This window comes from Streptomyces sp. NPDC001970, from assembly GCF_053594115.1.
The window spans coordinates 83994-103705 of sequence record NZ_JBSFDW010000015.1 but is presented as its reverse complement, the minus strand read 5'-3'; the positions used below and the strand labels follow the sequence as shown (position 1 = coordinate 103705).

General features: G+C 68.3%; 23 protein-coding genes and 2 pseudogenes. 9 read left to right on the top strand and 16 right to left on the bottom strand.

Annotated elements, in window-relative coordinates:
• Positions 1-242: 242 nt before the first annotated feature.
• Positions 243-740, bottom strand: a complete 498-nt coding sequence (locus ACWCP0_RS19795) for a DUF5994 family protein (protein WP_451080088.1) — start codon at positions 738-740, stop codon at positions 243-245.
• A 295-nt stretch (positions 741-1035) separates the two neighbouring features.
• Between ACWCP0_RS19795 and ACWCP0_RS19790 the strand changes: the two genes are divergently transcribed.
• From ACWCP0_RS19790 to ACWCP0_RS19765, 6 genes are all read left to right on the top strand, one after another.
• On the top strand, positions 1036-1605 hold the full coding sequence (locus ACWCP0_RS19790) for a DUF5994 family protein (RefSeq protein ID WP_451080087.1): 570 nt from the start codon (positions 1036-1038) through the stop codon (positions 1603-1605).
• A gap of 4 nt (positions 1606-1609) precedes the next feature.
• Positions 1610-1840 carry a hypothetical protein gene (locus tag ACWCP0_RS19785; RefSeq protein ID WP_451080086.1) on the top strand — a complete coding sequence of 77 codons (231 nt, stop codon included), beginning with the start codon at positions 1610-1612 and terminating at the stop codon, positions 1838-1840.
• A gap of 88 nt (positions 1841-1928) precedes the next feature.
• Positions 1929-2189, top strand: a complete 261-nt coding sequence (locus tag ACWCP0_RS19780; RefSeq protein WP_451080150.1) for a hypothetical protein — start codon at positions 1929-1931, stop codon at positions 2187-2189.
• A gap of 43 nt (positions 2190-2232) precedes the next feature.
• Positions 2233-2505, top strand: coding sequence for a hypothetical protein (locus ACWCP0_RS19775; RefSeq protein WP_451080085.1), 273 nt, complete (start codon positions 2233-2235; stop codon positions 2503-2505).
• Positions 2506-2825: 320 nt separating this feature from the next.
• Entirely contained in the window at positions 2826-4067 is a 1242-nt protein-coding gene (locus ACWCP0_RS19770; protein ID WP_451080084.1) for a PP2C family protein-serine/threonine phosphatase, read from the top strand.
• A gap of 256 nt (positions 4068-4323) precedes the next feature.
• The gene (locus ACWCP0_RS19765; RefSeq protein ID WP_451080083.1) at positions 4324-5592 is read left to right on the top strand and encodes an ATP-binding protein; all 1269 of its coding nucleotides are present in this window, start codon (positions 4324-4326) and stop codon (positions 5590-5592) included.
• Between the two features lie 22 nt (positions 5593-5614).
• On the opposite strand, the pseudogene ACWCP0_RS19760 reads toward ACWCP0_RS19765, so the two are convergent.
• From ACWCP0_RS19760 to ACWCP0_RS19705, 12 genes and pseudogenes are all read right to left on the bottom strand, one after another.
• A pseudogene (locus ACWCP0_RS19760) lies at positions 5615-6019 on the bottom strand (DUF5994 family protein).
• Positions 6020-6410: 391 nt separating this feature from the next.
• Positions 6411-6857, bottom strand: coding sequence for a Rieske 2Fe-2S domain-containing protein (locus tag ACWCP0_RS19755; RefSeq protein ID WP_451080082.1), 447 nt, complete (start codon positions 6855-6857; stop codon positions 6411-6413).
• A 70-nt stretch (positions 6858-6927) separates the two neighbouring features.
• Positions 6928-7503: pseudogene (locus ACWCP0_RS19750) on the bottom strand (NAD(P)/FAD-dependent oxidoreductase); the annotation flags it as partial.
• 434 nt (positions 7504-7937) lie between these two features.
• Entirely contained in the window at positions 7938-8510 is a 573-nt protein-coding gene (locus tag ACWCP0_RS19745; RefSeq protein ID WP_451080081.1) for a hypothetical protein, read from the bottom strand.
• Positions 8507-9034: a DUF6286 domain-containing protein gene (locus ACWCP0_RS19740; RefSeq protein WP_451080080.1), complete on the bottom strand. Its 528-nt coding sequence runs from the start codon at positions 9032-9034 to the stop codon at positions 8507-8509. Before ACWCP0_RS19740 ends, ACWCP0_RS19745 begins: the two co-directional genes overlap by 4 nt.
• Positions 9031-9432 carry an Asp23/Gls24 family envelope stress response protein gene (locus tag ACWCP0_RS19735; protein WP_451080079.1) on the bottom strand — a complete coding sequence of 134 codons (402 nt, stop codon included), beginning with the start codon at positions 9430-9432 and terminating at the stop codon, positions 9031-9033. The genes ACWCP0_RS19740 and ACWCP0_RS19735 overlap by 4 nt, the downstream gene beginning before the upstream one ends.
• Positions 9404-9613: a hypothetical protein gene (locus ACWCP0_RS19730; protein ID WP_451080078.1), complete on the bottom strand. Its 210-nt coding sequence runs from the start codon at positions 9611-9613 to the stop codon at positions 9404-9406. The genes ACWCP0_RS19735 and ACWCP0_RS19730 overlap by 29 nt, the downstream gene beginning before the upstream one ends.
• 158 nt (positions 9614-9771) lie before the next feature.
• Positions 9772-10272: an Asp23/Gls24 family envelope stress response protein gene (locus ACWCP0_RS19725; RefSeq protein ID WP_451080077.1), complete on the bottom strand. Its 501-nt coding sequence runs from the start codon at positions 10270-10272 to the stop codon at positions 9772-9774.
• 86 nt (positions 10273-10358) lie between these two features.
• Entirely contained in the window at positions 10359-10673 is a 315-nt protein-coding gene (locus tag ACWCP0_RS19720) for a hypothetical protein (RefSeq protein WP_451080076.1), read from the bottom strand.
• A gap of 14 nt (positions 10674-10687) precedes the next feature.
• The gene (locus ACWCP0_RS19715) at positions 10688-11107 is read right to left on the bottom strand and encodes an Asp23/Gls24 family envelope stress response protein (RefSeq protein WP_451080075.1); all 420 of its coding nucleotides are present in this window, start codon (positions 11105-11107) and stop codon (positions 10688-10690) included.
• A 63-nt stretch (positions 11108-11170) separates the two neighbouring features.
• Positions 11171-11728 carry a hypothetical protein gene (locus tag ACWCP0_RS19710; RefSeq protein ID WP_451080074.1) on the bottom strand — a complete coding sequence of 186 codons (558 nt, stop codon included), beginning with the start codon at positions 11726-11728 and terminating at the stop codon, positions 11171-11173.
• Positions 11719-12258, bottom strand: a complete 540-nt coding sequence (locus ACWCP0_RS19705) for an RNA polymerase sigma factor (RefSeq protein ID WP_451080073.1) — start codon at positions 12256-12258, stop codon at positions 11719-11721. The genes ACWCP0_RS19710 and ACWCP0_RS19705 overlap by 10 nt, the downstream gene beginning before the upstream one ends.
• A 581-nt stretch (positions 12259-12839) precedes the next feature.
• On the opposite strand from ACWCP0_RS19705, the gene ACWCP0_RS19700 reads away from it, so the two are divergent.
• On the top strand, positions 12840-13553 hold the full coding sequence (locus tag ACWCP0_RS19700) for a histone protein (protein WP_451080072.1): 714 nt from the start codon (positions 12840-12842) through the stop codon (positions 13551-13553).
• Positions 13554-13559: 6 nt separating this feature from the next.
• Positions 13560-14531, top strand: coding sequence for an SRPBCC family protein (locus ACWCP0_RS19695; RefSeq protein WP_451080071.1), 972 nt, complete (start codon positions 13560-13562; stop codon positions 14529-14531).
• 478 nt (positions 14532-15009) lie between these two features.
• Here ACWCP0_RS19695 and ACWCP0_RS19690 read toward each other — a convergent pair whose 3' ends face one another.
• A complete protein-coding gene (locus ACWCP0_RS19690; RefSeq protein WP_451080070.1) occupies positions 15010-15165 on the bottom strand; it encodes a DUF6131 family protein in 156 nt (51 codons plus the stop codon).
• Between the two features lie 670 nt (positions 15166-15835).
• Between ACWCP0_RS19690 and ACWCP0_RS19685 the strand changes: the two genes are divergently transcribed.
• Entirely contained in the window at positions 15836-16009 is a 174-nt protein-coding gene (locus tag ACWCP0_RS19685; RefSeq protein ID WP_451080149.1) for a CsbD family protein, read from the top strand.
• A gap of 381 nt (positions 16010-16390) precedes the next feature.
• Here ACWCP0_RS19685 and ACWCP0_RS19680 read toward each other — a convergent pair whose 3' ends face one another.
• Positions 16391-17632, bottom strand: a complete 1242-nt coding sequence (locus ACWCP0_RS19680) for a PP2C family protein-serine/threonine phosphatase (RefSeq protein WP_451080148.1) — start codon at positions 17630-17632, stop codon at positions 16391-16393.
• A gap of 568 nt (positions 17633-18200) precedes the next feature.
• On the bottom strand, positions 18201-19511 hold the full coding sequence (paaK, locus tag ACWCP0_RS19675) for a phenylacetate--CoA ligase PaaK (RefSeq protein ID WP_451080069.1): 1311 nt from the start codon (positions 19509-19511) through the stop codon (positions 18201-18203).
• Between the last annotated feature and the right edge of the window lie 201 nt (positions 19512-19712).

Sequence of the window (19712 nt, the reverse complement as noted above, 5' to 3'; positions counted from 1 at the left end):
ACCGGCTCCGGGCAACTCCCCTTGTCCGGGAGATACGCCTACGCCACCGACCGGTGCTTCCCGCCCAGGCCGGCCTCGGCCGGGGCGGCATCTGCCAGGGCGCTCCGACGCGCGCGAGCGGGGCGACGGGACGCGGAAGTGCGGTGATCAACCTGGTGGCGCGTGCCAGATGCGTGCCGCATCGAGCGGGGAACCACGGTCGACAGGGGCCATCCGGCAGCGGGCAGGTGGACATCGCCTGCCTACGGGTCTTCCGTGACAATCGGGTGCGCTCGGCCGGTGCCGGTGTCGATGAGGATCTGATCGGCCTGGCTGACATTGTCGGCCCGGACGGCCCTGGCCATCGCCGCGCGTGCCGCGTCAGGCGTCGCATCCGGTGGAACCACCAGCAGGGAGAAGTGATCCCGGTCGCCTCGGGTGATGAGGACGGTGTCGTCACCGACCGGGAAGGAGTCGATGTGCACGACCCGGTCGTCGACAATCAAACGTGTGGGCAGTTCTTCCCAGGCGGCGGTGTCGAGGCCGACGCGGGTGACAGGTCCGAGGCGCTCGGTCAGTGCGGTGATCAGGCCGGGAAGCTCGGCGCCGATGTCCCGGGATCGCGGCCACCAGGCACCGTCGAGAATTCCCTGACGGGTATGTGTCGTCTCCAACCGCACGAGGGCCGTTCCAGGTTTTACGACCTTGTGGATCGCGTCCGGCAGAAGCTTCGATTCACGCGGGGTGTCGGCGTCGGACATGGTGTGCTCACCCGTCTGCGGGGTTCGGCGTACGGTTGCTGATCGCCTGGGATGTCCCCGGCGGCTGCCGGTTTCACCGTACTCCGTGTGGCGATCCCCAGGCTCACCCACGCGCCGCGAACCCAAGACCCGGTTCCCGATGAAATCCCTGGTCACGCACGAGTTCATCGGACCGTCCCGGCAGTACAGTGGAGGCACCGGGAGTATTTCGCACACCGGCTTCCATGCCGGTGCCGCTCGCGGCGAGCAACAACGCCGGGACGTCGAAGACGGGCCCCGGGGACAGGTTCGCGCCATGACCGCGACCATCGACCGTACGATCATCAATGAGCGCGTTCCCTCACCACCGGCCCGCCTGTCTCTGACCCCGGCCGGGTCGGGTCCAGGTCTTCTGGACGGCGCCTGGTGGCCTCGCTCCCGCGATCTTTCCCGTGAACTGCCCGCCCTGATGGACGTGCTGGACGCGTGCTGGGGACGGATCACGCGTGTCACGGTGAACCCGTCGCACTGGCCCGTGATCCCGCGCAAGGTGCCCGTGGCGGGGCATACGGTGCACGTGGGCTGGTTCAAGGATGAGCAGGACCCGCACAAGCTGATCCTTCTTTCCCGCACCGCAGGCCGCTGGGACCTGCTGGTGATCCCACCGGAGACCGGTGCGGCTGCCGCCGCCCGGCTGATGTCCGCCGCAGCCACCCCCGGCAGCCTCCTCACCGCCAGCGCTCTGATGGCGCGCGAGGACATCACCCGTGACGCGAGGGAGACGCTGAATCGGGAAGAGGAGTGGGAGACCGAAGGCGGGCACGCCTCAGCGGCGGCCGGGAACCCGGACCCGACCGGGCGCCCGAGTTCCGCCCGAGGGATGTAACGACATGGAGATCGCCATCACCGTGTCCGTGATCATCGCCATGATCATCATTGGAGTGCTGTGGATCCATCTGCTCAATGGGCAGCACGACGAACGGATCGCCGCGTTCCGCTACGGCGATGTCATGCCGGGAGTCAGGCGACGGAGCCGGAAGGGCCGACGGCCGGCAGAGCCCGCCGCCGGATCGCCCGCCGCCACCCCTCACCGCAAGCAACCCGACGAGGGGGCCGGATGACGCAGACCTTTCTCCTGACCGGGGGCGGTGGCTGCGCGGCGCCACGGCGCCCGCCCACCGGCACATCGCCCCGATGAACGAGGTCACCATGAAGCCACCGGAACCACCTTCGGGCGGGCGAACCGAGGTACGCATCGTCGCCGCGTCTCCCGAGGCCGCCCGGCGGGTCGCAGAGGTGCTCCGCCGTTGCTTCGCCGCCACCGAACAGCGCAGCTACCCCGCGGGCAACGACGGCGGAACCCGCCTCCACCTCACTGTGGACACCACGCACACGGCAGAGCGGGCGCGGTCCTGGCTGGAAGCCAGTCAGTCCTCCGAGCAGGACGTCACGCAGACGGACGAGGTCTGAGGCGAGGGCTCTCGACGGCGCCCGGCACGAGTCGGCGGCAATCATGGCAACACTCCACGAGCGGAAGCAGTACCGCGAAGCGATCATGAAGACCCTGTACGAGGCCACGGAAGGCAATCGCCTCCTCGGCGTCACCGGGGCGAAGCTGCACGACGACCTCCAGGTCCCCGAGCAGGATCTGGCCGCCGCTTGCGCCTATCTGGTCGGCGAGGGACTCATCGCCGTCGACTGGGCACAAGGAAATACACCCGCGATGGTCACACTGACACATCAGGGAATCCGGCTCATGGAGGCCGAAGAGGAGAAACGCGGGTGACACGGGCGCTGAAGCCCTGTCCGACCAAGGGCCGCATGACCCAAATGATCCCTTCTGCCGGACAGGCGGTACAGGCATAGCATGGTCAGTGGGCCGGTGCACTCTCACGTGCAACCGACCCGGAAGGGCGGCCCCGGTGTGTATACACCGGGGCCGTTGTGCACTGTCGGCGCGACGGCAGGGAACGAGCGGATTCCGGTGCACAAGGCGGCCCAGCACGTACGAAGCCGGGCAACGGGCTGCCAGGTGTCCGACCCGTCGGAGGTAGTCGGCCCAGCAGGTGAAGGCGAAACCAGGCGGGTGGGTGAAAGGACATTGCTATGGCGGAGGGTGATCAGCAGCCCGGCAACGGCGCGGTGGACCGGTCGGAGGGATTCGGTGAGCGGCTGCTGGGAGTGCTGCTGGACCGGGCACACGAGATGCCGCCGCAGCTGATCGCCCCACTGATCGCGGAAGAGGTGGCCAGGGTCGGTGGCCAGGACATCTCGATACTCCTGCAGGACTATGCGCAGCTCCTCCTCGTGCCGCTGCCCGGCAGGGGGCTGGTCGTCGGTGAGCCCGAGCCGATCGGTGCCTCCCACGCCGGCACGGCCTTCCTGCGTGCGACCACTGTCGAGGTCCCGCAGGCCGACGGCGTCCGGATGTATCTGCCGCTGCTGGACGGCAGCGACCAGGTGGGAGTGTTGGCCCTCACCCGGGGGACCGTCGATGACGACGACCGGCGCCTGCTGCGCAGGCTCGCCGGCCTGATCGCCGACATGCTGGTCACCAAGCACGGCTACACCGACCAGTTCTTCCTCGCCCGGCGCCGCGAACCCATGAGCGTGGCCGCGGAGATCCAGTGGTCTCTGCTACCGCCGCTGGCGATGTCCGTGCCGCAGGTCGCGGTGGCAGGAATCCTGGAGCCCGCCTACAACGTCGCCGGCGACAGCTTCGACTACGCCCTCAACGACGACATCCTGCACCTGGCGGTGGTCGATGCAATGGGCCACGGCCTGGACGCCGCCACGATGGCCACTGTCGCCGTCGGTGCCTACCGGCACGCCAGACGTGCCGGCATCGGCCTGTCCGAGATCTACGCGTTCATGGACCGGGCCATCGCCGAGCAGTTCGGGCCCGAACACTTCGTCACCGCGCAGATGATGCGCCTGAACATCACAACGGGCCACCTGCAGTGGGTCAACGCGGGCCACCCCGCGCCCCTGCTGATCCGCAACCACCAGGTCCTGCGGCAACTGCGGAGCCCGACCACCCTCCCGGTCGGCTTCGGCGGTGAAGAGCCCCAGGTCAGTGAGCAGATGCTCCAACGCGGCGACCGGGTGCTGTGCTTCACCGACGGCCTGATCGAGGAGCACGAAGCCGGCGAAGACCAGTTCGGCGAGGAACAACTCATCCACTGGGTCAACCGCATCGAGCAGACGGAGCAGGGAGTGCGGGCGGTGGTGCGCTCGCTCTCCCACACCCTGAAACAGGAACGGGGCGGGAGCACCAGTGACGACGCGACCCTCTTCCTTATCGAGTGGCGCGGGGGCGCCGCCGACCACCTCGCCGTCCTGGAGTGAGCCGGCTGCGTGCCGAGCAAGGAGCCCGGGCAGTGGCCCGCTCCCTTTCCCTCACGCTCACGCACGCACGAGGCGCGATCATGACCGACGATGCGACGCTCCTCCACATCGGGTGGCGCGGCGCCACCACCGATGATCCGACGACCTCGTGATGGAGCAGCTTTTCCCCAGCAGATCGCCGGGTCCCCAGGGTCCGCTCGTCACACCACTGGTGGCAGCTGATGATGGGAGTACGGCCAAGCACGCGGAGCTGATCATGACGGGTTGGCTTATCAGGGACTACTCCCAGGATGATCTCGAGGCGGTGATCCGCGTCGACACGGAGAGCGGCACGACCGGAGAGCCTCCCCTCTTCCCGCTCTCCGACGCCGTAGCTGCCCTCCAAGCCCTCCATCCGGCCGTGGTGGCCATGGCGAACGATGTGATGGTCGGCGCCGCGGTGAGCAGGCTGGAGGGCGACCGGGCGTGGATCCTGCGCATCTGCATGGCACCCACCTGGCGGCAACGAGGGCTGGGCAGTGCCCTGATCACGGCCCTTGAGCACCGGCTCTTCGCCGGCGGCGTCCGCGCGGTGCACGCGGCCCTGCCCGAGGGGGAGACCGGTGCCGCCGCTCTGCGAAACTGCGACTTCCACGCCCGCTCGGGCCTGGTCTTCTTCGAAAAGCGCGGGCCCGTGACTCCCCAGGCGATCAGCATGCTGTCCTCGCTCGGAGCGGAGCTGCCACCCGGGGGGCTGTGGCAGAAGGTCGCGGGCATGCGACGGGAGAAGCAGCTGATCGAGCGCCGCCTGGTCCTGCCGCTGGCCCATCCCGAACTGGCCGCCCAGCACGGAGTGGAGCTTCCGCACGCGGTCATGCTGTTCGGCCCGCCAGGGACAGGCAAGAGCACCTTCGCCCACGCGATCGCCAGCCGTCTGGCGTGGCCCTTCCTCGAACTGTTCCCCGCACGCCTCGCCGCCGAGTACGGGCTGGCGGCCGGACTGAACCGACGCTTCGACGAGATCGCCCAGCTCGACCACGTTCTGGTCTTCATCGACGAGGTCGAGGAGGTTGCATCCACACGCAGTGGCGCGGACACGACCGCGGTGGGGGTCGTCAACGAGCTGCTCAAGGCGATTGTGCGGTTCCGGAGCCAGGACGGGCGGCTGCTCGTCTGCGCCACCAACAATGTGACCACGCTGGACTCGGCCTTCCTGCGGCACGGTCGCTTCGATTACGTCATGCCCATCGGCCCTCCCGACCACAGCGCCAGGGCCGCGCTGTGGGCGAGCTACCTGGCACGAGCGGGCGCGAAGGCCGACAGCGCGAGACTCGCGTCCGCCAGTGAGGGGTTCACCCCCGCCGACATCGCCCACGTCGCACGTACCGTCTCGCAGGCCCAGTTCGAGCGCACCTTCGACAGCGGAACCAGGACCCGCCCCACCACGGACGACTACCTGAACACGATCCGTGAGACCCAACCCACGGTCAGCAGTTCCATGGCCCAGGAGTTCGCCGACCAGAGCGAGAGGTTCGCCCGTATCTAGAGTGCTGGTCTCGGAGCATCGCTCACGTCCCGGGAGTGCACTGCCGCCGACGGAGGTCATGTGAGGGGACGTGCCGTGGCGGGTTGGTTTCGATGAAGCTCTGGTGGGGCGTCGGTGACGTTGTCGGCGCGGACCGCCCTGGCCATGGCGGCGCCTGCTGCGTCAGAGTCGTGTCCGGTGGGACCACCAGCAGGCTGAAACAGTCCCGATCGCCTCGGGTGATGAGGATGGTGTCGTCACCGACCGGGAGGGAGCCGATACGCACGACCCGGTCGTCGACAGTCAGCCGTGTCGGCAGTTCCTCCAAGGTTGTGGCGTCCAGTCCGACGCGGGTGACAGGTCAGACGTAGTCGGTCAGCGCGCTGATCAGCGACGGAAGCTCGGCACCGATGTCCCTGGATCGCGGCCACCGCGCACCATCCGGGATTCCCTCGCGGGCATGCGCCGTCTCCAGCCTCAGCAGAGCCGCCCCCCGGTCTCACGGTCTGGTGAATCGCGTCGGGCAGAGGCCAGGGAGTGCCAGGGGGTGTCGGAGTCGGCCGGCGAAGATTGTGCTCGCTCGCGTCTCGTTCGGAAGCGGGGCCCTCCCACTGGCCCAAGATCACGTTGACGACGTCTGCTCCTCGTTCCGCTCTCTCACCCACGTGTGGGCGGGAGCACGGAGGCAGGCTCTTTTGTCCGGCGCGTCAGCTGATCAGATCGGTGGGCAGTCGGTTGTACGTCAGGACCATCGCGGTCTGCCGCGGCCCGGTCCGGGGCGGGCGGCATCCGGAGAGGACCGTCCGTCCGGGCTCCGCCCGCCAGGGCCCCTTGCTGGTTCACTGCCGTGCGTTGCCGTCGTCGTCCGTGGGAGGCCGCTCCAAGGGGCGTACGGCCGGGCCTTGGAGGACGGCACCGTCCACGTCGAAACGGGAGCCGTGGCAAGGGCACTCCCTGGCGCGCTCGGCCTCGTCGAAATGGACGATGCAGCCCAGATGCGTGCAGCGGGCAGACACACGGTGCAGCGTCCCGGACAGATCCCTGTGCACTGCCAGCGGTCCTTCACCGTGGCCGCGGAGCACCGCACCCTGGCCCGGGCCGATGTCGTCCACGGAGTCGGCATGCCCGCCCGGCAGCCGGTCGCCGACGAGGTGCCTGACCGTTTTCGCGCCGAGGCGCAGCATCGCGGGCCCCTCGGCGACCGGGTGGAGCCGGACGGGGTCGTAGAGCTCGGCCCACGGTGACGCGGCGTCCGTGATCAGGGAGGTGAGCAGCCGGCCCGCCATCACGCCCCCCGCTCAGGCCCCAGCCGCCGAATCCCGTTGCCACGTACGCATGATGGCCTCCTTGGCGAAGCCGGCCCACGTAGGGCACGTGGTCGGTGGGGAAGGTGTCCTGCGTGGCCCAGCGGTGGGTGACGGTGAAGTCGGTGAAGTGCTCCCCGGCCCAGGTCGTGAGGGTCTCGAAGTGCGCGGCAGCGCCACTGTCGTTCGGGGCGCCCGGGTTGAACTTCTCGCCGGTGACGATCAGCATCCGGCCGTGCTCGTCATGCGGAGCGGTGCGGAAGGACCGGGTGTTCTCCTCCGGCGTGAGGAACATGCCGTCCGGCGCGATCGCGTCCGGCGGCAGTGGCCCCGCGACGACGACCTCTCTCTTGGGTTCCAGCCTCGTGAAGTGCAGCCCGCGGTCGAAGACGGGGTGGTGCGTGGCCACCACGACGTCGTCCGCCCGGACGAGGTGATCCGCACTCGTGGTCAATCGGCAGGGCTCCCCTTCGCGCAGGTCGGTCACGCGGCTGCGTTCGAAGATCCTTCCTCCGTGGCGTACGAGATCGACGGCGAGGGCGAGCAGGAACTTGCGGGGGTGGAACTGCACCTGGTCGTCGAGCCTGACGGCCGCCGCGACGGGGAACGGCAGCGGCGGCTCCTCCACGTAAACGACGTCGAGACCCGCCTCCCCGGCGGCGTCCGTCTCCCGGCGCACGTCGTCGACGCGGTCCGGGGCCGCGGGCGTGCCGGCCCTGCGTGGGGAACCGGGCGCACCGGGGCGCCCGAGGACCGACCGCCCGAAGGGCCATCGCCCCCGGGGATGCCGCCAGGTAGTGGTCCAGCTCCAGCTGGGATCGGCCTTTGGCGATCAGCCGTTCATGCCAAGGGCACCTCCTCGCGGCTGTCATGAACGACCAGCTCGGAGCCGTGCAGCATCGCGCGGACGCTCCGGCCGATCAGTCGCACCGGCACCCATGGGTCTGGTGTTCTCTGGGTCTGGTGTTCTCGGAGGGGTCGAAGGCCTGCCGGCCACGTCTTTCTGCGGCCCCTGACGGCGACGCCACTGAGAAGTAGGACCCGGCCATGCCGATGCCAGGGCTAGTGTGCGCGGGTGCCGGTGTGGGTGGTCAGGCGGTACTCGACGGTGAGGGGGAGGGTGTCGAGGTCGAGTGCTTGACGGAGCCGGGGCAGCCCGTGGGAGTTGAGGTGATCGTTGATGGTGGTCAGATCACCGCCCTGCTCGGTGCTGATCACCATTGCGAGGGTGGGGTTTTGACGGGTTCCGGCGAGCGTGGCGCGGGCGTGGTGGACGCCGGGGTAGGTGGTGACTTCACTGAGGAACGGGGCGGTGGCAGTGTTCGCGGCCAGTTCGGTACTGCCCTGCTCGGAATTCTGCTCGAGGTGCCAGGTGTGGGTCTTGGGGCGCCGGGCAAATTGCACAGCGAGCCAGCGCAGCATGACCAGGCCCAGCACGATGGCAGTGGCGGCGGCGACCCACAGCACCCAGGTGGACGGGTCGGCGGCGGCAGGAATGAGTGCGGCGCCCGAATCGAGGAAGGCGAGTTGCCCGAAGTGAGCCGCCCCAGCGAAGGAGCCTGAGCCGAGCAGGAGGAGACCGAAGACGGCGAGCAGGGCGCGGTTGAGGCAGGCCGGGCGGTTGAGGCTGGTCATGGTGCGTTCCTGGTGGCACGGAGCTGGATCTTCATTGCCGGACGGGTGAGTGGGGTGACCTGGTCGAGGCGCTGATCGAGGGCGCCGCGGACGGCATCGGTGAGCCCCGCGGTGTTGGTCCGGTCGGTGCGGATGCGGGCGACGATCGTGCGGCGGCCCAGTTTCAGCTTCGCTCGGGTGACCCCGTCGACAGTCGCGGCGGTGTTGTGCAGGGCGTGGCGCAGGCTGCGCCTTGTGACGCCGGCGTCCATGCCACCGGTAAGCGGCAGGACTACCGGTTTTCCCGGCAGGAGTGCCGCGAGCAGCAGGAGCAGCCCGAGCAGGGCGAATGCGCCGCCGGCGATGAGGGGGGCGGTGTCGTTCCAGTGGGTGCTGTGCAGGGTGCCGGTGACGGAGCGGTAGCTGATGATCGGAGTCCGGCCGATGGCCAGCTGAATGGCGACGATGGCGACCAGGACGCAGGCGGCCAGCAGGACCAGCGCGGTGAGAGTGGCGGGGATGGTGCGGCGGGGTCGGCGTTTCATAGGACTCTCCTGGTGGGGGAGTCGGGAACGCGCAGTGCAGTGACGGTGATGTCGACACGGGCCACGGTCAGACCGGTGAGGTCCGCAACGCGGCGTACCAAGCATGCGCGGGCGTCCTCGGTGGTGCGGGCGACGGATTGTGGATAGACGACGGACAGGCGAACATCGAGCGCCGCAACTGAGTCGCCACTGACCTTCGCGGTGACCCGGGCCAAGTGGTCGGCACGTTCTCCTGGGGCGGTTATGCCGAGTATCCGGCCGGCTGTTCCGCCGATGTGCTCGACTTCGGTCAACACCCGGGTGGCGATGCGTTCCACGGCGCGGTCGGAGATCGTTGTGGTGCCGCGCTGCGCCGCCTCGGCCTCGGCCTCAACTGACGTGGTGATCACGGTGTTCATGGAAGTCGCCCCTGTCACGGCCGGTGAGCTGGGCGAGGTCGAGTTTGCCGTCGAGGTAGCGCCCTACCAGTAGCCCGACCGTCCCGAGAACGAGCACGATGAGGAAGGTGTCGAAACCGCCGAACGCGGCGGCGAGGCCGAGTACGAGCCCTGTCAGCAGCCCCATCTGAGTGGACGTCATGTCAATTCTCCTTACGTCGCCCTGACGGTGCGCCGTGCGGCGATGAGTCGGGACGTGCGAGGCCGCGGGGCCCTTTCGCGGCGTGGATTCATGGGTGAGGTCCCCGTACGCACCGCGGTGATGCACGGCGTCCTGCGGGCGCCGGGGCCTGGCGGCAGCTACTGGACGCGGTCGCCGGTACCCTGATCGTCGCCGTCACCGTCGTCAGCGGCGATGTGTACGTCATTGACGTTGATGTTGACCTCGACGACTTCCAGGCCCGTCATCTGCTCGACGGAGTCGATGACGTTGTTGCGGACGTCCTTGGCCAGCTCGGGTATGGACACGCCGTACTCGACCAGCATCTGCAGGTCCACAGCCGCCTGCTTCTGACCGACCTCGACAGAGACGCCCTGTCCGGCGCTGGCCGAGGCTCCGGGGATTCGCCCCTTGACTGCGCCGAACGCCCGTGCCGCTCCGCCACCCAGCTCGTATACGCCGGGTACCTCGCGAGCGGCTATCCCGGAGATCTTCTGGACGACGACGTCGGCGATGGTGGTGGACCCCTGCCCGGAGGCTCGTGCCGGGGAAGCTCCCGATGGGGTGGTGGGGCTCTTGGCCGCGTCAGCTGCGGCGAAAGCGGAGTGATCGGCACTGTTCGTGGTGGCCGGGTTCGTCATGGTGTTTTCCTCGGTTCCTGGATCTGGACGAGTTGTGCGCTCGTCACACCTGAAGGACCCGTGGCAGGGGAGAACGTCATGGCCCCTCACGCACCGGCGTCACTCGCGAAATCGAGATGGGTGAGGGCGGCGGCATCGATGTCGGTGACGACGAGGCGCAGCCGGGCGTTCGTCCACTGGGTTCCCCTCAGGGTCGCGTGCAGGGCGGCCTCGGCTTCGCGCAGGGTCGGAGGAAGAGGGAGGGCGAGGGCGACGACGCGGATCTCGATGAGTTCGTCGTCGATGCCGACGGCCAAGGTGTCGAGGTTCCACGGCACGCGTGAGCCGATGTGGGTGGTGGAGGGGGTCGCTGGGCGCAGGCCGCGGATCCTGCCCAGGGCGGCCAGGAGTGAGTGGGCCATCTCTGTTCGCGGTGTCACCACGCACCGGTCCCGTACGTGCCGATGTCCATGATCGACACCACGACGGCCTGCGGGGTGAGGCCCGTGGCATCGCCGACCGCGCGCGTGACCTCGCGCTGAACGGCCTGTGCCACCGCCGCAGCCTGGTCCTGCCCGGAGGTGACCAGGTCGATGGACACGCGCAGGGTCGATGGCACGGCTGAGTGGTCGGCCGTGGCCGTCACACCTTCGGTCGGGGCTGGGGTGAGGCCGTTGATCTTCTGGCGTGCTGAACGAGTCATCTGGGAGGCGAGCCCGGTCAGGCCGGGTTCGAGTCGCACAACACCAGGGACGCCGACAGCGGCTCGGGCGGCCACTGCGGCGATCACGGGCTCGGCGATGACCCACTGAGAGTGGGGAACCCTGGCCTTGTCGTCCGGCACGGTCGTTGTCATAGCGAGCACCAGGTCCTTGTGCTTCAGCCAGTCTCAACGGTCTGCTGCCCGATCCCCGGGGCGTCATGCGTCGTAGAGGTCCTCCACGGTCAGGTCCAGACGCACCAGGGTTATCCCGACCCGTGCTGCAGCGGCTGCCCGGACCCGCTCGCGGACCTCGTCGACAGCGTTGGCGGAAAACCTGCGGTAGGCCACCGCGAGGCTCATCGCCACCTCCATCGCGCCCTCAGTCTCCGTGACGGTGATCCGGCAGCGACGCGCGCGCACACCGTCGACGGAATCGGCGGCGCGACGCAGCACCGCGGCGACCGCTTGTTCGCTGATGTGCACCCCGCCCGGCTCCGGGGTGGGCAGCGCGAGCATGTGGTGACGGCGGACTTCTGCGCGCACCGCGGACATGATTCGGCCCGTCAAGCCCAGCGGAGGCCCGGTCTCCTCCGAGGCCAGCCTGCCGGTCACCTCCTGCAGGATCACCAGGCACTGCCGAGCAGCAGAGCAGTACTCGCAGGTGAGCTCATGGGCGTCAGCCACGCCGGTATCCATCGGATCGAGCCGTTCCCACACCGTGTCGACAGAGCGGCCGCACGGCAGCATGTAGCCTTGGGCGTCGCTCATTGCCATGGGGACATCGCCTCCGCCAACTGCGCTCGAGCGCGCGCGATGCGTCCGCGTACTGCTGTCTGGGTCGTGCCCGTGGCTCGCGCGATCTCCTTATAGGGGCGCCCGTGAACCTCCCGCAGTAGCCAGCAGGCCCGCTGCTCGGGTGTCAGCTGCGTCAGAGCGGCTGCGAGCGCGATCAACTGCTCGTTGACCTGTGCCGCCCGCTCAGGCGATCCAGCCGCCTCGGCGGACTCGCGACTATCCAGGTCAGCTTCGGCAACTGGTCTGCGTGCTCGGATCAGGTTCAGGCACCGGTTGGTCGTCGTCCGGTAGAGCCAGCCCACGAAGGCCGCGTCGTCCCGTAGTTGCCCCAGTTGCCGCCAAGCGCTCAGGAACACCTCTTGCACGACGTCCTCGGCGTCGCCACGGTTGGAGAGCATGTGGAGTGCCAAGCGGTACATCGGCCCCTGATAACGGCGCACCAGCACTTCGAAGGCGCGTGTGTCGCCGTCACGGGCGCGGACCACCAAGGTGGCATCATCCAGTGCCACCTCCGGAGCCGGGGAGGCGGACTGTGAACCGACACCGGCTGGCGACGTCACCTGCACAACCTCCCTGCGCCAGGCATGCTCTCGGGCCCTTCTCTGCTGGAACACCGGCCGAATCTCTGCTGGAACACCGGCCGAACCGCGGCGGGCACTAGAAGGACACAACGGCCGGGCCATCGTCACGGCGGCACATCAAGCATCTGCCGCACACGGGTCCGCTGCAGCAGTCGGCGCTGACTTCCAGCGACCGGAAACTACGCCTCCTGCCGCAGCGGGCCGCCTCCGTGGCAGGAGGCAGAGCTTCTCAAGATGCGACCGACACGATTCGGGCGAGACTGGTGAATACAGGACCGGCATTGAGTGAGGGCTCTCGTGCCGAGGCGACCGCCCTTCGGGGCCGGAATCGCCGGGCTGTGGATGGCCGGGCTGTGGATGGCCGGCCCCACCGAAGCGAGCGGACCAGGTTCCCCCTTCGTTGCGCTCCTGAATTCGGCCGCAGTGGCTGTTGTTGGGGGAGACCACTGACAGCAGCACTTTGCGCGGCACAGGCGGGCCCCCGAGGGAACGATGAAGGTGACGGGCGCATGGACGATCAGACCAAGTTGGCTCTCGCCGCGGCCATTGCCGGCGGTTACGTGCTGGGCCGTACGAAGAAGGGCAAGCTCGCCTTGAGCGTGGGGACCTATCTGGCGGGCAGACGGTTCGGTCTCGAGCCGCGCCAGCTCGCTGCCGAGGGAATGCGCAGGCTGGGGGAGATCCCGCAGGTCGCCGACCTACAGGACCAGCTGAAAGGGGAGTTCCTCGACGCCGGCCGCAAGGCAGTGACAGCTGCTGCCACTCGCGGCATGGGGACACTCGCGGACACGCTCCGTGACCGCACGGCCGGCCTCGGCAAGAAGGAAGAGGAAGAGCCGGAGGAGGAGTACGAGGAAGAGGAGGAGCCGGAGGAGGAAGAGGAAGAGCCGGAGGAGGAGTACGAGGAAGAGGAGCCGGAGGAGGAAGAGGCGGAGGAGCCTGAACCCGAGCGCCCGCAGCGCCGGACAAGCTCCCGGAAGCCGGCTCGGCCCGACAGAGGTACCGCGTCCAGGCGCGAGAGGGCCACCTCTGCCCGCAGTTCTTCCGCGGCAGCGGCGAAGGAGCCATCCCGGAGGAAGAAGACCTCTGCGGCGAAGCCGGCCGCGAAGAAGGCAGCTCCGGCCAAGAAGTCCGCCACCAGGAAGCAGGCCCCCGCAAAGAAGGCGGCATCTTCAGGGCGGGCGGCGAAGAAGATATCCAAGCGTGCCGATCGCCGGAGGTAGCCCACCATGGCCGGGAAGGACACGAAAAAGCCGGAGACGCAGGGATCGGGGGCGGGCGGACTGGGTGAGGCGCTGTCGGGTTTCGTCGGTTCACAGGTGGAACGGCTCGCGGAGAAAGCCAGCGACAAGCTCACGGACCTCACGGGGCAGCTCACCGATGTCGCCGACAACGGTGGGTCACTGCTCAAGATTGGCTCGCGCATCCTCGGGGGTGAATCCCCCGTGAAGGCGTTCTTGTCCGAGAAGGCCAAAGGCCTCAAGGACAGTGTCGTGGACAAGGCCAAGGAGGCGTTCGGTGGCGGCAAGGGCAAGTCCAGCGGTAACAAGAGCATGAACATCATCGAGGTCCTCGATGTCGGTGTGCCCCTTCGCACGGCCTACGACTACTGGACCCAGTACGAGGAGTTCAGCAGCTTTACCAAGGGGGTTCGCAGCGTCTCGATGAGCGACGAGATGACCAGCGACTGGAAGGTCAAGGTCGGCCCCTCCTCCCGCAGCTTCAAAGCGACGGTTCAGGAGCAGATCCCGGACGACCGGATTTCTTGGACCTCCGAAGGAGCAAAGGGCAGCACCAAGGGTGCGGTCAGCTTCCACGAACTGGCTCCGACGCTGACGCGGATCGTCCTGGTCGTGGAGTACTACCCGTCCGGGTTCTTCGAGAAGACCGGAAATATTTGGCGGGCCCAGGGCCGCCGGATGCGCCTGGACTTCAAGCACTTCCAGCGGTACGTCACTCTCACCGATGAAGAGCCGGAAGGCTGGCGCGGCGAGATCCGGGACGGCGAAGTCGTCATGTCGCACGAAGAAGCACTGGAAGAGGAAGAAGCAGCACAGGCCGAGGACTCGGAGAATGACGGCGAGTACGAAACCGCGGAAGACGAAGACGGCGATGCCGAGGACGAAGAAGAAGGGGACGTCGAGGAGGACGAATGGGAGGACGAGGCCGCCGATGAAGACCGGGAGGCGCGATCCCGGTAGGAGCGAGACGCGGGACCAGGTGGCCCCAACCACACTGTGACGGCCCGTCCCCGTCGAGCCGTTGGGAGCCACCGGTCCAGCGGAGGTGAGACAGCGGCCCTCGATGGCAGAGCACCGAACCATGCTGACGACGGCTGCCTTGCGCAGACGGGTTCTGCCCGTCCTCTGGCCAGGCCGTTGTCCCCGTCGGAGGGCGCACTTGTCTCCGCCGAATCCGGGGACGATCCGCGGACGGTGGGGTATTGGGCCGTCGTTCAGCCCTGCAGCTCATGACTGCGGGACAGCCCTGCAGCTCATGACTGCGGGAGCCGACCACCTGACGTGGGTGCCGCCACTCGGCCAGTCTCCGTTGGTTGGAGGCGTAGCGAGCCGGCGCAGGGCCGGAGCTTTCCGTCAGCTCGTGCTGACGCGCATCGCTGCGCGGGGAGGGTGTCGCCGACATGTTCAGCCGACTGCCCTGACGCAAGTGCCGCGCGGGCTACCAGTAGTGCCGTCGTCCGCCGACCGCGTGTCCTACCGCTCCCAGAATCCACAGCAGAACCCCGATCGCGACCAGGGCGATGCCGATGGTCCAGAGGATACCGATGCCGGCCAAGAGGCCGATGACGAGCAGAATGACTCCGAGGATGATCATGACGCCCTCCGGTGCGCGGGACGTCCTCTTCGGACGCCCCCTCTCTCGTCACAGCTTTCCGGCTTTCTCAGGGGCAAACGCGGATCTCGCCTTGACCAGCGTGTGCGCCTCCCGGCAGCTGCATACCATGCGGCGGCGACTGGCGCGCCGCGCCCCGATCAGCAGCAGCGCCGGCCCGAGCACAGCCGCCGCTCCGATAGTGATGCCGCAGAGGAAGAGCGTCCCGGTCGAACTCGTGACCTCATAGCCGAAGACCGAGAACCCCCCGGTAAGTCCGTGCGCGCCGTACGAGAATCTACCGATCCAGTCGCACCGGAGCGGGATGATGTGACGTCTGGACAAGGGGTGAACTCCGGGCATGCCCACTTGAGCCCCTTTTTGGGGCGGCTGCCGTCTCGGTCCGAGAGCCCAGGGCCGAATGCCGACCGGTGGAGGGGATTGCAGATCGTTCTCAGGGGTGGACGCGGCTGGTGCCGCAAGCAGCCGGACAGCACAATTTCCTCGGGGAAAGCCGATCCAAGGAGTGCTTCAATGATCCTCATCCTCGGACCGCGTTGTCTTGATCGCCGCGGTCGGCATCGGCGTGGTCGGCGTGATTGCGTTTAAGGGCCATTTTTCGGGTGAGGTGGAAGTTATCATTGAGTTTTGAGGGAAACGGGATGTGAGTGTCGTGGCCAAGAGTGAGAAGGCGAAGGCCAAAGCGGAACAGGCCAAGGGCAAGGTGAAGGAGAGTGCCGGCCGGGCTGTGGGCAACGAAGGTCTGACGACCAAGGGTCGCGCCGAGAAGGCGAAAGGTGACCTTCGTCAGGCCAAGGAGAAGACGAAGGACGCCTTCAAGCACTGATACGGGCCCGGCGGATCCAGTGCAGAAGCAAGGCCTGCGGGATCCGCCGTCGTGGCCTGGGCGGGATGGCAGAGCGGACAACCGCGGTCGACGAGGAGCCCAGAACCGTTCCACGAGATCGCCTCACCCACCCATTGCGGCCGGTCAGCAGGCCGGCCGGCTCTGGACCCGCCCGTGATTCCCCAGCTCGGACAGAGGGTTCGCCCCCCGTCACTCGCTCCGGCAAAGTAGCCCCAGGTGATGCACCTTGGGCTTCTTTGCTGTCGGCAGAACCGACGTCGCGAGGCTGTTGCCGCTCATCCGGAACGGCCTTCTGCCAACGGCTCGGACCGCGCGAGCGGGCACGGACGGACAAACACCGGCCGGTGCCTGGCCTTCCGGCTACCTCACGGTGGCAACGTGGTCGGCGGTTCCACCGCGCCACTCGAAGAGGAAAATTGTTGCGTCGTCGCTGGTGACCCCGCCTCGCGCGCGCTTCAGGGCGTGGGAGAGAACCCGCGCCGTGGCCCGTACGTCCCTCTCCCTGGCCCCGACCCTCGTGACGATGCCGATCAATTGGTCAAGGCCGAACTCGGTTCCTCCTCCTGCTGCGCGTTCCTCGATGAGACCGTCGGTGAAGCACAGCACGCGATCGCGATGCTGCAACTCCAACTCGCTGACGCGGGGATCCTCTCCGCCGAAGCCGACCGGAAGAGTGGTCCAGCTCTCCAGCCGCTGGATGACGCGCCGGTCACGGATGAGGAGCGGTGCCGGATGGCCGGCGTTCACCCATTGCAGATGTCCTGTCGCGACGTTGAGACGCATCATCTGCGCGGTGACGAAGTGCTCGGGCCCGAACTGTTCGGCAATGACCTGGTCCATGAACGCGTAGATCTCCGACAGGCCCACATCGGCGCGGCGGGCGTGACGGTAGGCGCCGATCGCCGCGGTCGCCATCACGGCGGCGCCCAGCCCGTGACCCATCGCGTCGATCACGGCCAGGTGGAGGATGTCGTCGTTCAGGGCGTAGTCGAAGCTGTCGCCGGCGACCTGGTAGGCGGGCTCGAGCACTCCCGCCACCGCGACCTGTGGGACGGACATCATCAGCGGGGGCAGCAGCGACCACTGGATCTCCGCGGCCACGGTCATCGCGATCCGGCGCCGGGTCTTCGTGAACTGGTCGGTGTAGCTGTTCTTCGTCACCAGGATGTCGGCGATCAGGGCAGCGAGCCGCCGCAAGAGCCTGCGGTCGTCGTCATCCACGTTGTCCATGGTGACGCCGAGAACCCCCACCTGGTCGCTGCCGAGCAGAGGCAGATACATCCGGATACCGTCCACCTGGGGCACTTCCACGGACGTGGCTTCCAGAAAGGCCCGGCCGGCGTGGGAGCCCGTGATCGGTTCGGCCGCGCCGGCCACGAGCCCTCTCCCCGGCAGCGGCACAAGCATCAGCTGTTCGAAGTCCTGGAGGAGTACCGAGACGTCACGACCGCCGATTTTGCCGATCTCTTCTGCGATCAGCGGCGCGATCAGTTGCGGCGGCAGATGGTGGGCCCGGTCGAGGAGCACGCCCAGCAGCCGTTCCCCGAAGCTTTCGGTCCGGTCGATCGGGACATCGTCAGGCCCGCGCGCACCTTCCGCCATGCCCCTATGTGACCATGTGCTCCGTTTCTTCTCGTCTCCGACACACGTGGGGCAAAGTCGATCCGCGCGGGTGACCGACCGGGATGGCGCGATCTGCGCGAGGCGGGACCGCCGGGTGCGGGCGAGCACGACGGAGCCGACCGACTGCACTGAGCAGCGGACCTGTCGCGACGATGTCGAGCTCGACTCGCCGGACGCCGATCAGTTCGGGCTCACGGTGACCGCCGAGGACGAGCACATGTGGCTGGGCGGCCCCCGGTCAGGTGATCGTGCCGATACTCGGCCCGCTCGGGGTGAGGTAGGCAGCCGTTCCGCCCCGGTCGACCGGTGTCCGCGTCCCGGCCGGCCGAAGCCTGCCCGCTGCACACGCCGTGCGGAGCGAACGCACGCACAACGCCACGCACGAACCCTCTTGTGCGGCAGGGTCCGGTCCGCCTGCACGGTCGGAGACAGCCCCCGTCGAGCGAAAAGCCGGAAGCCCTCGCGGCGGGGCCCGTGCCGGGAAGGGCCGGGGCCAGGGAGACGCGCCCCGAACAGCGGCCCCTGCGCCCCCGCCCCGGCTCGGGCCTCAGCCCCGCAGGTCCACGATGCGCTTGATCTTGCCCACCGACCGCTCCAGGGTCTCCGGGTCGACGACCTCCACCCCCACCGACACCCCGATGCCGTCCTTCACCGCCGCCGCGATCTCCCGGGCGGCGGCCTCCCGTTGCTGCGGCGACGCCTCACCGCGCGCCTCCGCACGCACCGTCAGGGCGTCCATCCGGCCCTCGCGGGTCAGGCGCAGCTGGAAGTGCGGGGCGACATTGGGTGTCCGCAGGACGATCTCCTCGATCTGGGTCGGGAAGAGGTTCACCCCGCGCAGGATGATCATGTCGTCGCTGCGCCCCGTGACCTTCTCCATCCGCCGGAACACCCGCGCCGTTCCCGGCAGCAGCCGCGTGAGGTCCCGGGTGCGGTAGCGGATCACCGGCATCGCCTCCTTGGTCAGGGAGGTGAAGACGAGCTCGCCCTCCTGCCCGTCCGGCAGCACCTCGCCCGTGAACGGATCCACGACCTCCGGGTAGAAGTGGTCCTCCCAGATGTGCAGGCCGTCCTTCGTCTCCACGCACTCCTGGGCCACGCCGGGGCCCATGACCTCGGACAGTCCGTAGATGTCGACCGCGTCGATCGCGAACCGCTCCTCGATCTCGCGCCGCATCTCCTCGGTCCACGGCTCCGCGCCGAATATCCCGACCTTGAGCGAGGTCGACCGCGGATCGACGCCCTGGCGCTCGAACTCGTCCAGCAGCGTCAGCATGTACGACGGCGTCACCATGATGATCTCGGGCCGGAAGTCCTGGATCAGCTGGACCTGGCGGGCCGTCATCCCGCCCGACGCGGGGATGACCGTGCAGCCGAGCCGCTCGGCCCCGTAGTGCGCGCCGAGGCCGCCGGTGAACAGTCCGTATCCGTACGCCACATGGACCTTGTGCCCGGGCCGCCCGCCTGCCGCGCGGATCGAGCGGGCCACGACGTCCGACCAGGTGTCGAGGTCGCGGTCGGTGTAGCCGACGACCGTGGGGCGGCCCGTCGTCCCGCTCGAGGCGTGGATGCGCCGTACCTGTGACTGCTCCACCGCGAACATCCCGAACGGGTAGTGATCGCGCAGATCGGCCTTCGTGGTGAACGGGAAGCGCGCGAGATCGTCGAGCGAGCGGCAGTCGTCGGGGCGCAGCCCTGCCTTGTCGAACGACTCCCGGTAGAAGCCGACGTGCTCGTACGCATGGCGCAGGGTCGCGCGCAGCCGCTCCAGCTGCAGGGCGCTGAGCTCGTCGCGGCCGAGTCGCTCGCCGGCGTCCAGCAGGTTCGGCAGGTCCGGCAGGTCCGCCTGATCCGTCATACGGATGACTCCCGTGTCACTCGCAAATCGGACGACCGATCATTCGGTCGAGCTGTTCGGGATCAGTAATCCAGCCGCCCGCCCGGGCGTCAAGACCTTCGGCAGACCCCGCTGCGCCAGGGCGAGTGCGCCGACGGCGCGAGCGGCGGGCGCATCCGGGCAATCCGTTGGCGTGTTCCCGGACGCCCGGAGAGGATCGAC